Here is a 12,121-nt window from a genome sequence, read left to right as displayed (position 1 = left end):
GATGGCGTTACAAAAAGGGGCTTTTAAAAACACAAAATAAAGCCCCGATTAAGGGACTTTGAAATACACTCAAGCCGCAGCCTCAGGCAACCGGCGATGCCCACAGGTCGTATTCGTCAGCGTGCTCGATTTCCACTTCAAGGAAATCACCCGGCTGACAATCGAAGAACTCGTTCAGGTACACCATGCCGTCGATGTTTGGAGCGTCGCCTACCGAGCGCGCCACCGCGCCTTCTTCATCGACTTCATCCACCAGTACCGTGATGCGCTGGCCAATCTTACGTGCCAGTTTGCGTTCACTGATGCGCTGCTGGGTTTCCATAAAGCGCTCCCAGCGATCCTGCTGCACGTCTTCCGGCACATGATCCGGCAGATCGTTGGCTTTTGCGCCTTCTACCGGGCTGTACTTGAAGCAGCCGACACGGTCGAGCTCTGCTTCTTCCAGCCAGTCTAGCAGTTCCTGGAATTCTTCTTCGGTTTCACCCGGGAAGCCAACAATAAAGGTCGAACGGATCACCAGCTGCGGCACCTGCTCGCGCCACTTTTTAATGCGTTCCAGCGTGTTCTCAGCATGAGCCGGACGCTTCATCAGCTTCAGAATACGGTGATTGGCATGCTGGAAAGGAATATCCAGATACGGCAGAACCTTACCTTCAGCCATCAGCGGGATAATGTCGTCCACGCTCGGATACGGATACACATAGTGCAGACGCACCCAGGCACCCATGTTGCCCAGCTCGTTGCACAGATCGTACAGCTTGGTCTTGACCGGCTTACCGTCCCAGAAACCGGTGCGGTACTTGGTATCAACACCGTAAGCAGACGTATCCTGCGAGATCACCAGCAGCTCTTTGGTGCCGGCCGCCACCAGACGCTTGGCTTCATCCAGCACATCGCCAATCGGACGACTGACGTGCTTGCCACGCATATCCGGAATGATGCAGAAGGTACAGCTGTGGTTACAGCCTTCAGAAATTTTCAGGTAAGAGTAATGACGTGGCGTCAGCTTCACACCCTGCGGTGGCACCAGCTCGGTGAACGGGTTGTGTTCTTTTTCAACCGGCGGCACCCACTCGTGTACCACACCCATGACTTCTTCATAGGCCTGCGGGCCTGTCACCGCGAGAATCCCCGGGTTCAGTTCCTTGATGGTTTCGGCGTCTTTGCCCTTACCCATACAACCGGTAACGATCACCTTACCGTTTTCGGTCATGGCTTCCTTAATGGCATCGAGTGATTCCTGCTTGGCGGCATCAATAAAGCCACAGGTGTTCACCACCACCACATCGGCATTGTCGTAGGTATTCACCACCTCATAGCCGTCCATTTTCAGCTGGGTCAGGATCTTTTCAGAATCCACCAATGCTTTCGGACAGCCGAGGGAGATCATACCTATACGCTTTCTGTCTGAGCCTGATATATTTTCGGCCATCGTTAAAACCCGTGAGTTAAAAATGCGGCGATTATACAGCTATATCCGTTTCTCAACACCTGAGCAGGCAGCGGGATCATCAACGACCCGCCAAACAGAGTTTGCTGAACGCTATGCAGCTGAGAACGGCCTGTACCTCGATACCAGCCTGACCCTCCGTGATGAAGGCCTGAGTGCCTATCACCAGAACCACATCAAACAGGGTGCCCTGGGTGCGTTCTTACGCGCCATTGAAAACGGCCAGGTTGAGCCAGGCTCCCTGCTCGTTATTGAGGCTCTCGACCGACTGAGCCGGGCTGAACCGATTGAGGCACAGGCCCTGCTCTACCAGATCATCAATGCCGGCATCACCGTAGTAACCGCGAGTGACGGTAAGCACTACGACCGGACCAGCCTGAAATCCAATCCTATGGACCTGGTTTACAGCCTGCTGGTGATGATCCGCGCTCACGAAGAATCTGAAACCAAGGCCAAACGGGTTTCTGCCTCTATCCGTATCGCTTGCGAAAACTGGATCAGTGGCAAGGTACGAACGCATATCCGCAATGGTCGGGCCCCGGAATGGCTAGAGGAAACCGGCAATGACGCTCCGCCCCTTTTCCGGGTGATCCCGGAACGGGTCGAAGCGTTAAGACTGGCAATCGAAATGTATCTGTCCGGCCAAGGCGCTGGCGCAATCGTAAAGAAGCTGAACCGGGAAAAAATCACCTACACCGGCAGGCCTTTACTCTCCAGTCACCTGTATAAAGTAATACAGGCCAAGACCTTAATGGGTATCAAAGAGATCAGCGTGAAGGGTGAAACCTACCTGCTGCACGACTACTACCCTGCGGTTCTTAACCAGACTGAGTTCGACAAGCTGCAAGCGGCCAAGGGCAACCGGCCACGGGCCAGTACCAGCACCATTCCCGGTGTGATAACTGGACAGGCCATCTGCTACTGCGGTTACTGCGGGGCTAACATGAGTGGCATTAATATGCAGAGTCGTGCTCGCGCTGATGGCTCTATTTCTGATGGCCACCGCCGTCTGATCTGCGCCAGCCAATCACTCCGACAGGACTGCCCAGTAGGCGGTAGTTGCTCGCTGGCCGTTGTTGAACGTGCCTTACTGACGTACTGCCGTGACCATCTGACATTGCACGAACTGGATAGTGACAACACCGTTAAAACCAAGCTGCAAACTGAGCTGGCAAAGGCAGAAGCTGAACTGGCTGAAATTGGTAAGAAAAGTGCCCGTTTGACGGAAGCCCTGCTGGAAACCGATGAACCGCCTTTGACCATCATGCGAACCATGCGTGAACTGGAAAAACGTCAAGGTGAGCTCACCGCGCAATGTAAGCAGCTGGGTTCAGAGTTACGCACCCTGCAATCAAACAGCAGCGCAAAACTGCTGAAAGAATGGTCCAACGTGGTAGCAAACGTGACCAGCTTGGATTACGAAGCGCGGAACACTGCACGGTCGCTGTGTGGTCGCACCTTTGAACGGGTGGATGTCTTTATCAAAGGAATGGAGGCCAACACACACGGCGCGCAGGCAAAAGTGGCAATGTCACTGGGCTCCCGGCTGGGTAAAGACGGCACTAAAAAGCCCCTGATTGACCTTGTTCTGCGATTCAAAGGCGGTGCAGTACGACTGCTGCGGATTAACCCCAACAATGGGAAATGGGTTGCTCAGGTAGACTTCTGAGCAATCCAAAACTTCTTCTGAAATCCTGATCCCCTGGAAGTAGCCTCTTTATCGCCAAACCAACAACATAAAGAGGCACACCATGACTCAACTCCCTTGGTACAAGTCCAAGTCGATCTGGTTAGGATTCATTGCGGTGGTTGCGGGTATCGGCACCCTGTTCGGATTGGAGATCAGTCAGGAAGATCAGGAAGGCTTTGCGGAAGCAGCTGTTGCCATCGGCACGGCCATTGGCGGTATCGCGTCTGCTTTCTATGGATACCAGAAACGGAAGGCTGGCTAAGAAGTTTCCCTGAAAACCAAGGAAAGGTAGGTAGGATCTTGTTTGACGGTGGCTCCCGTAACATCAATCAACTCTGATGCTAGGGGAACCAAACCGGCCCACAGCGGTAGGGATGAACTGTGGGGCTTTAGCTTTTGAACTGTGGCTGTTTATCAGCAATTATCTGACACAGCATTTTCCACAGCCTCGAGAAAAATACATACCTTATTTACAATTCTTACTAACCCACTGTAAGAAATCATTTTGCGATTTAGCAAGCAAATCCGGCGCCATCTTTCCTGCAACTTCATCAATAAGCTCTTGCGTTATCAATTGTCCAATTATAAGTTCATTGCCAAGAAACTTACTTATACTCAGCCATTTATAAGCCAACCCATAGTTAGGCAGCTTGTGATAATACAGTTTGGCTAAATATTCGGCCGCATCATAGGGGACGCCCTCATCCTTACACTCACTTGCCAACGATTCAATTCCAGCAACACCTAATGAAATATTCCTTTTAAATGGAAAATCACCATCAATATTTGATTGATAATAAAGATAATCAACATACCCACCTGGATCCATATTTGATATCATCGAATACCAATATTTCATCTCCTCAGCCAATCGGCCAGATTCACCTTCGGAAAAGTAATATATAACATTACTACTTCTTTTAGTTAAATTAGAATTTCTAACAATATGATCAATCGTAGATAAAATTGAAGAAGCAACAACTTTGTTACTCCGAGCATTAATTCGAACATAATCCAACTCTCTAAAACCATCTATATAGACAAAACTTACCGCGTAAGCCACTCCTTTCTTTTTCCACTCCTCACTAGAAGCGTCACCGTAATTTTGAATTATGTTCTCACCAAAAGCCTTCGTGAAATATGATTTCGCCTTTAATGAATCCACAGAAACACCAAGACCTTTTGAATATATTTCAGCCATTGCCACATTGGCACGCTGAGAGTAATGACTGTCTAACAAACCCTCCAGAATCACACGTGCTTCGCTCTGTTTTTTTTCAAAACCGTTAGCGCCATAAAGCAGGGATACAGCCAGAATAAATTTTGCATGCACATTCCCACGCGCAGAAGCTGCAACTATCTGCTCCAAAGAAGCAGACCTGACCGCATGAGCATTCCAGTCCTCCATTGGCAAATCATTCCTTTGCTGCCGTGCGATATCATCAAACATATTGGCATATCCAACGCTCGGACTTCCCAGGACCAACAAAAATAAAAAAATTAACGCACCATATTTATTCATACATTATCCAACCTATTACTATCAAGACATCGTTCAATCATTAAATACATACTCACTGATAGAGAATAATGCTTCTATAGTGCTCTTAATATTGATGCAGTCCTTATTTATCGTCACGATATCAGGACTGGCCGATCTGTAAATTTTCAAAGCTAAGGGAAGAATCTGGTTCCAAACCAGCGCCCTGACAGGCATGAATGGACTAGCTGCTTCCCTGCTCAGTGCAAACCGTACCGGACATTCCCTGCCAGATCAACTACTGATAAGCCTCGGATCAGTCCTCAAGTATGGCCAGAAGTGACTCTGCCACCCGCTTACCCTTTGGGGTAAGAAACACGATCTTGCGGCGGCGCTCTGCTGGGTCTTCAATGGCGTACACAAGATCATGGCCTGGCTTATTCAGGCGGTGAACCTTTGATAAGGCTGCAACATTACGACTACAGGAAAATGGCAGATTCCGCATCATGCAGAGGACGCCTAGGAGCGTCTCCCGTCAAGCTTCACGCCTCATGCCTCAGGCTTCAGGCTTCAGACGTCAGACGTCCGACGCTCTGTTCAACCGACTATCCACCACCACACTGGCCACCAGATCCCCTTCCACATTCACTGCCGTACGAATGGTGTCGAGTATGCGGTCAATGGGCAGCAGAATAGCAATGGCTTCGGCTGGCAGGCCGACCGATTGCAGCACCATCACCATGGTGACCATGCCGGCGCTGGGAATGCCCGGTGCTCCCATCGATGCCACCATGGCTGTCAGCATGACCACCAGTTGCTGTGACACACTCAGATCAATGCCTACCAGATAGGCAATAAACAGCGCCGCCGAGGCTTCATACAGCGCCGTGCCATCCATATTCATAGTGGCGCCAACAGGCAGAACGAAGCCGGCAATATCCTTGCGTACCTTCAGGTTTTCTTCGGCACATTGCAGGCTCAGTGGCAGGGTGGCGGCACTGGAACTGGTGGCAAAGGCGGTAATCAGCGCGGGGCGGGCTCCACGCCAGAACCACAGTGGCGACTTTCCGGTAAACAGCGTCATCAGGCCCGGCAGAATCACCACACCGTGCACAATGGTGATGGCGAACACCAGCGCGATAAAGGCCGCCATGGTGGTCAGCAAACTCATATCCTGAGTCGCCATCAGTTTGGTCAGCAATGCCAGAATCCCCAGCGGAGCCAGGCGCATAATCCAGTGCACGATGCGCATCATCAGCGCCAGCAACTCATTCAGCAGGCCCAGTACGCGCGATTCGTCGGCGGCTTCGCCTTTGGCCGATTCATGGGCGACGATGGCAATGCCAAGAATCACGGCAAACACCACCAGTGGCAGCACTTTGCCATTGGCCATCGCCGTAAACGGATTGAGAAATAAGCTGTGTAACAACGTGGCGAAGAACTCGCCGCCAGACATTTGTTTGGCTTCAAAGTCCTGCATTGCACCGGCAAACATATCGAGCTGTAAGCCCTTGCCCGGTTCGGCCCAGCCTGTGGCTATCAGCGCCAGTAACATCGCCAGCACCATCGATAATACAAAAAAGCCCAGCGTCAGCTTCCACACCCGTGATGCCTGATGGTGACTGCGCAGATTGGCAATACCCACCACAATAGAAGTAAAAATCAGCGGCACCAGAATCATCTTTAACAGGTCGATAAACAGCCGTCCGGCCACATCGGCGCCATACAACAGCTGAGCTTTAAACACGCTGTCCGGGTCAACGCCATTAAGCCAGCCACCCAGTAACAGGCCCGCTACGGCGGCGATCAGAATCTGACTGTTCAGTCCTGGCCAGGTCAGTCTGTGCTTGGTCACTATGGCGACTCCTTATGATTTGAGCTGATCCGCAATCTGCCGCTATTAAAACATGAAATTCAGCGCCGCCCAGACCACACTACCAACTGGACTTATCAGATGGGCCATTTACACTGGCGGGCAATGTTCAAACGGGTATCACCATGACCTTCACCCTGCTTACCACCGCCTGCGATGTCGATGCTCTGGCACAGCTTATTAACCGCGCCTATCGCGGCAGCGAAGGCAGCGGACGCTGGACCACCGAACAACATCTTGTTGAGGGCGAGCGCATCCAGCCAAAGCAGCTGCGTGAGTTGCTGCAGCGCAATGATGTCGAACTGCTGGCAGCGCTGGATGAAGCCGAAAACCCCATCGCCTGCATTTCCATTCACTACCTGACCGAGGTCGCAGAATTCGGTACCTTCGCCGTTGATCCACAGCGCCACGGCAGCGGTTTAGGCAAGCAACTACTGGCACAGGCGGAACAGCATGCCAGTCGTAAACGTCAGCGTTTTCAGGTGGAAGTGGTGAACCAGAACAGCGCGCTGCGTAATTTCTATCAGCGCCGCGGTTATCAGTTAACCGGCGAGACCATGCCCTACCCGGTGCAGGCCGGAGTCGGCTTACCCAAAATCGACGGGCTGCACCTGCAGGTGCTACAGAAGCAGGCTGACACTGAGCAGCCATGCTAAAATGGCGCAAATTCTTTGCGATATGACTTATGCGTCTCGATAAATTCCTCGCCGATACCACCGACCTGACCCGCTCACTGGCCACCAAAGCGGTAAAAAACGGCCGGGTACTGGTGAACGGCAGCAAGCCGAAAAGTGCCTCACTGAAAGTCAGTGAGACTGATGTAGTAACCCTGGATGGTGAAGCCCTGACCCATCAGGGTGGTTTCCGCTACATTCTGATGAACAAGCCAACGGGCTATGTCTGTACTCACCGTGACAGCACCCACCCGCTGGTGTTCGACCTGCTGGAAGGTATCGTCAATCGTATGGACCTGCACACCGTTGGTCGTCTGGATATGGACACCACCGGCCTGCTGCTGATTACCGATGATGGCCAGTGGTCACATCATCTGACTTCGCCCAAGCATCATCAGCCTAAAACCTACCGCGTCTGGCTGGCTGAGCCGCTGCGCGAAGACGCCGAAGCCAAACTGGCAAAAGGTATTCTGCTGGAAGACGACCCGGAGCCGACCAAACCGGCGGAGCTGGAACGCGTCAGCGATACCGAAGTGCTGCTGACCATCCACGAAGGCCGCTACCATCAGGTGAAGCGCATGTTTGCCGCACTGGGTAACCATGTGGAAAAACTGCACCGTGAGAAAATGGGCTGCATGGACATGGACCCAACACTGCAGGAAGGCGAATACCGTCCGTTAACCGACGAAGAAGTCGCCGCTCTGGCGGGTAACTGATCAGCGTCTGAACTGCGTCAGCCGATAAAAAAGCCACCCGAAGGTGGCTTTTTTATTGTTTCGGCTCAGGCCTTAACTTTCGGCAGACGGGCCAGTGCAGCATCGATTTCAGACTGCGGGTATTCGTAGTCTTCCAGCTGCTTAGTGAAGTACTTGTCGTACGACACCATATCAAAGTGACCGTGACCGGACAGGTTGAAGAACAGCGTCTTCTCTTCACCGGATTCCTTACAACGCAGCGCTTCGTCGATACAGGCGCGAATCGCGTGGTTGGATTCCGGCGCCGGAATAATGCCTTCGGCACGGGCAAACTGAACACCGGCTTCAAACGTCGCCACCTGAGGAACCGCAACTGCTTCAATCAGCTTGTCGTGGTACATCTGCGATACCAGAGAGGATGCGCCGTGGTAACGCAGACCGCCAGCGTGAATACCCGGCGGCATAAAGTCATGACCCAGGGTGTATTGCAGCATCATCGGCGTGAAGCCTTCGGTATCACCGAAGTCATAGGCGTAGTGACCTTTGGTTAAGCTTGGGCATGAGGTTGGTTCAACCGCGACCAGACGAACCTTCTTACCGCCTGCGGCTTCATCGGCATAGAACGGGAACGCCACACCACCGAAGTTAGAGCCGCCACCACATGGCGCGAAAATCATATCCGGGTAGTCACCCACCATCTCAAACTGCTTCTTCGCTTCCAGACCAATCACAGTCTGATGCAGCAGTACGTGGTTCAGTACCGAACCCAGTGAGTACTTGGTGTCTTCACGGCTGACCGCTTCTTCTACCGCTTCAGAAATAGCGATACCCAGCGAACCGCGGGAATCCGGGTCGGCAGCCAGAATCTTACGACCGGATTCGGTCAGGTTACTCGGGCTGGCAATCACTTCACCGCCCCAGGTTTGCATCATTGAACGACGGAATGGCTTCTGTTCATAGCTGACTTTCACCATGTAGATGCGCACGTCGATACCGAACATCTGACCCGCCAGCGACAGTGAAGAACCCCACTGACCGGCACCGGTTTCTGTGGTCAGACGCTTGATACCTGCCACTTTGTTGTAATACGCCTGAGCGATCGCAGAGTTCAGCTTGTGCGAACCGGCGGCGCTGACGCCTTCGTATTTGTAGTAAATTTTAGCTGGTGTACCCAGCGCTTCTTCCAGGCGGTGCGCGCGGAACATTGGCGCTGGACGCCATTGCTGGTAAATCTCTCGCACTGGCTCCGGAATATCGATCCAGCGCTTATCTGATACTTCCTGCTCAATGATATTGTCGGCGAAAATCGGCGACATAGCTGATGGATCCAAAGGGTTCCCATCCGGTCCGAGAGCTGGCGCTGGCGGCGTAGGCAGATCGGCAACGACGTTGTACCACTGCTTCGGAATCTCGGTTTCAGGAAGAAGAATTTTGGTTTGTTTCATCAGCTGTTTTCCATCAATTGACCAAATGGTCAGCTACCTTAACGAAACAGCCCTGAAATAGCTATGATCCAGCGCATGAATCGCCGGTGATTTCGCGTTCTGGCCCGCAAGGCGGAATCAACCACACAGCGTCGCTTGAAATCCGTACCTGACTCCCCCACTAACATAAGTCATTACACCCGACCGCCGTCTGTGCGGTCGAATGAATTCACGCTGTCAGGTGGTAGGTATGAGCGATAACCATCAGGAATTTATCAGTAAAGAAGACAACAGCGGCACGCTGGCGCTGCCAGATGATTTTTTACCCGATCAACTGCATATTCTGCCCGTTAATGGCCGGCCGTTTTTCCCGGCTCAGGTGCAGCCAATTATGATCAGCGAAGAAATCTGGGGCGATACACTGCGCCAGGTCGCTGACAGCGAATCCAAATTACTCGGTGTCGCCTTTGTGAATGAAAAAGGTGCCGACGAGGTTCCGCAGCTGGGTGATATTCCCCTGGTAGGCTGTGTGGTGCGCGTACACAAAATGCAGACTGAAGAAGGCCGTGTGCAATTTATCGCCCAGGGCATCCGTCGCTTCCGCGTGCTGGAATGGCTGCACGCCAAGCCGCCATTTGTTGCCCGGGTGCATTACCCGCTCAGCCGCGTGCAGCAGGATGACGAAACCAAGGCCTATGCGATGGCCATCATTAATGCCATCAAAGAGCTGGTGAGCATTAACCCTTTGTATTCCGAAGAACTGAAACATTACCTCAACCGTTTCAGTCCGAATGAACCGTCACCGCTGACCGACTTTGCAGCTGCTTTAACCACTGCCGAGGGCCCGGCGCTGCAGGATGTGCTGGAAACCCTGCCGCTGCTTAAACGCATGGAAAAGGTGCTTCTGCTGCTGAAGAAAGAAGTGGAAGTGGCACGCCTGCAAGTCGAAATTAACGACAGCGTCAACGACAGTATCAGTAAGCATCAGCGTGAGTTTTTCCTGCGCCAGCAACTGAAAACCATCCAGCAGGAACTGGGCCTGTCAAAAGACGATAAAACTGCAGAAATTGAAGAGTTCGAGCAACGCCTGGAAGACAAGCAGGTACCGGCACAGGCTCGCAAGCGCATTGATGAAGAGCTGCGTAAATTACAGATGCTGGAAGTCGGCTCTCCTGAGTACGGGGTTACCCGTAATTATCTCGACTGGGCTACATCTGTACCATGGGGCCTGTATTCAGAAGATTCCTTTGATCTGCAACAGGCCCGGCATACGCTGGACGCCCATCATGCCGGACTGGATGACGTAAAAAGCCGCATTCTCGAATTCCTTGCTGTCGGTTCATTCAAACAGGAAATCTCTGGCTCCATTATGCTGCTGGTCGGCCCACCGGGTGTGGGTAAAACCTCCATCGGCCGTTCGGTTGCCGATGCACTGGGGCGTAAGTTCTACCGCTTCAGTGTCGGTGGTATGCGTGACGAAGCCGAAATTAAAGGCCACCGCCGTACTTATATAGGCGCCCTGCCCGGCAAACTTATTCAGGCGTTAAAAGACGTCGAAGTGTCTAACCCGGTTATTATGCTGGATGAAATCGACAAGCTGGGATCGTCCTATCAGGGCGACCCGGCATCGGCGCTGCTGGAAGTTCTGGACCCGGAACAGAACCGCGAATTTCTCGACCATTACCTCGATCTGCGGGTCGATCTGAGCAAAGTGCTGTTTATCTGCACCGCTAACCAGCTGGACACCATTCCGGGGCCGCTGCTCGATCGTATGGATACCATTCGTCTGTCGGGCTATATCACCGAAGAAAAACTGGCCATTGCCCGCAACCATTTGTGGCCGCGGGTGCTGGAACGTCATGGTCTGAAGAAAGGTCAGGTCAAAATCAGCGACGCCACCCTGAAAGCCATCATCGAAGGCTATGCGCGTGAATCCGGTGTGCGCAATCTGGAAAAACTACTGCAACAAATTGCCCGTAAATCCGTCGTGCAATTACTGCAACAGCCCGACCTGAAAATCTCGGTGACACAGAAAGATCTGCAGGAATTACTCGGTAGCCCGGTATTCCGCAGTGAAAAAATTCTTAAAGGCACCGGGGTTGTTACCGGGCTGGCATGGACTGCCATGGGCGGTGCCACACTGCCGATCGAGGCTGCCAGCGTTCATGAGAAAAATCGCGGCTTTAAGCTCACCGGAAAACTCGGCGATGTGATGAAAGAATCTGCGGAGATTGCCTACAGCTACACAGCGGGCCACGCCAGTGAGTTTGGCGGTGACCCTGAATTTTTTGCCGAACGCTTTATTCACCTGCATGTACCGGAAGGCGCAACACCGAAAGACGGCCCCAGCGCCGGTGTCACCATGACCACCGCCCTGATGTCGCTGATGCTGAATAAGCGCATAAAAAGATCACTGGCAATGACGGGGGAGTTAACCCTTACCGGGCATGTGCTACCGGTGGGCGGTATTCGCGAGAAAGTAATTGCAGCACGGCGTTCAAAAATTATGGAAGTAATCCTGCCTGCCGCTAACCGCCGCGATTACGAAGAACTGCCTGAACACATCCGCCATGGCATGACCGCGCACTTTGCCGAAACCTACCGTGATGTGTTTGATGTGGTGTTTGGATAATTAACGGTCGTGGGCATGGCCCACTCCTACGGCTATAACGTTATGGGAGCGGGCCATGAACAATCCACGTCCATTATCGGATAATTCAAGCGCCGTAGGAGCAGGCCATGCCCGCGACCAGATAAATCGGGCAGCCAACGCACAATCCACGCCCACATCGAGTAATTCAAACACAGTAGAAGCGCGCTATGCCCACGACCAGA

General features: G+C 52.6%; 10 protein-coding genes. 5 read left to right on the top strand and 5 right to left on the bottom strand.

The features are described 5' to 3' along the window. Positions 1–82 precede the first annotated feature (82 nt). Positions 83–1,432 (bottom strand): 30S ribosomal protein S12 methylthiotransferase RimO, encoded by a 1,350-nt coding sequence (gene rimO, locus I9W95_RS04725; RefSeq protein ID WP_225672378.1) that lies wholly within the window; start codon positions 1,430–1,432, stop codon positions 83–85. Between the two features lie 22 nt (positions 1,433–1,454). Between rimO and I9W95_RS04720 the strand changes: the two genes are divergently transcribed. Beyond that, complete coding sequence (locus tag I9W95_RS04720; protein ID WP_225672376.1) at positions 1,455–3,119, top strand: recombinase family protein; 1,665 nt, start codon at positions 1,455–1,457, stop codon at positions 3,117–3,119. An 82-nt stretch (positions 3,120–3,201) separates the two neighbouring features. Further along, the gene (locus tag I9W95_RS04715; RefSeq protein ID WP_225672375.1) at positions 3,202–3,402 is read left to right on the top strand and encodes a hypothetical protein; all 201 of its coding nucleotides are present in this window, start codon (positions 3,202–3,204) and stop codon (positions 3,400–3,402) included. Positions 3,403–3,606: 204 nt separating this feature from the next. Here I9W95_RS04715 and I9W95_RS04710 read toward each other — a convergent pair whose 3' ends face one another. From I9W95_RS04710 to I9W95_RS04700, 3 genes are all read right to left on the bottom strand, one after another. Next, positions 3,607–4,662, bottom strand: a complete 1,056-nt coding sequence (locus tag I9W95_RS04710; RefSeq protein ID WP_225672373.1) for a hypothetical protein — start codon at positions 4,660–4,662, stop codon at positions 3,607–3,609. 274 nt (positions 4,663–4,936) lie between these two features. Beyond that, positions 4,937–5,128 (bottom strand): helix-turn-helix domain-containing protein, encoded by a 192-nt coding sequence (locus I9W95_RS04705; RefSeq protein WP_225672371.1) that lies wholly within the window; start codon positions 5,126–5,128, stop codon positions 4,937–4,939. Positions 5,129–5,197: 69 nt separating this feature from the next. Continuing rightward, entirely contained in the window at positions 5,198–6,475 is a 1,278-nt protein-coding gene (locus tag I9W95_RS04700; protein ID WP_225672369.1) for a dicarboxylate/amino acid:cation symporter, read from the bottom strand. A gap of 143 nt (positions 6,476–6,618) precedes the next feature. Here I9W95_RS04700 and I9W95_RS04695 point away from each other — a divergent pair, with 143 nt between their 5' ends. Together I9W95_RS04695 and rsuA are read left to right on the top strand one after the other, a co-directional pair. Then, positions 6,619–7,149, top strand: a complete 531-nt coding sequence (locus I9W95_RS04695; protein WP_225672367.1) for a GNAT family N-acetyltransferase — start codon at positions 6,619–6,621, stop codon at positions 7,147–7,149. Positions 7,150–7,178: 29 nt separating this feature from the next. After that, positions 7,179–7,883: a 16S rRNA pseudouridine(516) synthase RsuA gene (gene rsuA, locus I9W95_RS04690; protein WP_225672366.1), complete on the top strand. Its 705-nt coding sequence runs from the start codon at positions 7,179–7,181 to the stop codon at positions 7,881–7,883. A 65-nt stretch (positions 7,884–7,948) separates the two neighbouring features. On the opposite strand, the gene I9W95_RS04685 is transcribed toward rsuA, so the two are convergent. Continuing rightward, positions 7,949–9,307, bottom strand: a complete 1,359-nt coding sequence (locus I9W95_RS04685) for a TrpB-like pyridoxal phosphate-dependent enzyme (protein ID WP_225672363.1) — start codon at positions 9,305–9,307, stop codon at positions 7,949–7,951. A 229-nt stretch (positions 9,308–9,536) separates the two neighbouring features. Here I9W95_RS04685 and lon point away from each other — a divergent pair, with 229 nt between their 5' ends. Then, entirely contained in the window at positions 9,537–11,918 is a 2,382-nt protein-coding gene (lon, locus tag I9W95_RS04680) for an endopeptidase La (protein ID WP_225672361.1), read from the top strand. Positions 11,919–12,121 lie beyond the last annotated feature (203 nt).

Origin of the sequence: Thalassolituus marinus, assembly GCF_020320395.1 — a bacterium.
GTDB lineage: Bacteria > Pseudomonadota > Gammaproteobacteria > Pseudomonadales > Oceanobacteraceae > Venatoribacter > Venatoribacter marinus.
This window is presented reverse-complemented; position numbering and strand designations above follow the sequence as displayed.

Coding starts and splice junctions, on each gene's coding strand:
- I9W95_RS04720 (WP_225672376.1), top strand. CDS start 1,455: ATGCGGCGATTATACAGCTATATCCGTTTCTCAACACCTGAGCAGGCA.
- I9W95_RS04705 (WP_225672371.1), bottom strand. CDS start 5,128: ATGATGCGGAATCTGCCATTTTCCTGTAGTCGTAATGTTGCAGCCTTA.
- lon (WP_225672361.1), top strand. CDS start 9,537: ATGAGCGATAACCATCAGGAATTTATCAGTAAAGAAGACAACAGCGGC.
- I9W95_RS04695 (WP_225672367.1), top strand. CDS start 6,619: ATGACCTTCACCCTGCTTACCACCGCCTGCGATGTCGATGCTCTGGCA.
- I9W95_RS04685 (WP_225672363.1), bottom strand. CDS start 9,307: ATGAAACAAACCAAAATTCTTCTTCCTGAAACCGAGATTCCGAAGCAG.
- I9W95_RS04715 (WP_225672375.1), top strand. CDS start 3,202: ATGACTCAACTCCCTTGGTACAAGTCCAAGTCGATCTGGTTAGGATTC.
- rsuA (WP_225672366.1), top strand. CDS start 7,179: ATGCGTCTCGATAAATTCCTCGCCGATACCACCGACCTGACCCGCTCA.
- rimO (WP_225672378.1), bottom strand. CDS start 1,432: ATGGCCGAAAATATATCAGGCTCAGACAGAAAGCGTATAGGTATGATC.
- I9W95_RS04710 (WP_225672373.1), bottom strand. CDS start 4,662: ATGAATAAATATGGTGCGTTAATTTTTTTATTTTTGTTGGTCCTGGGA.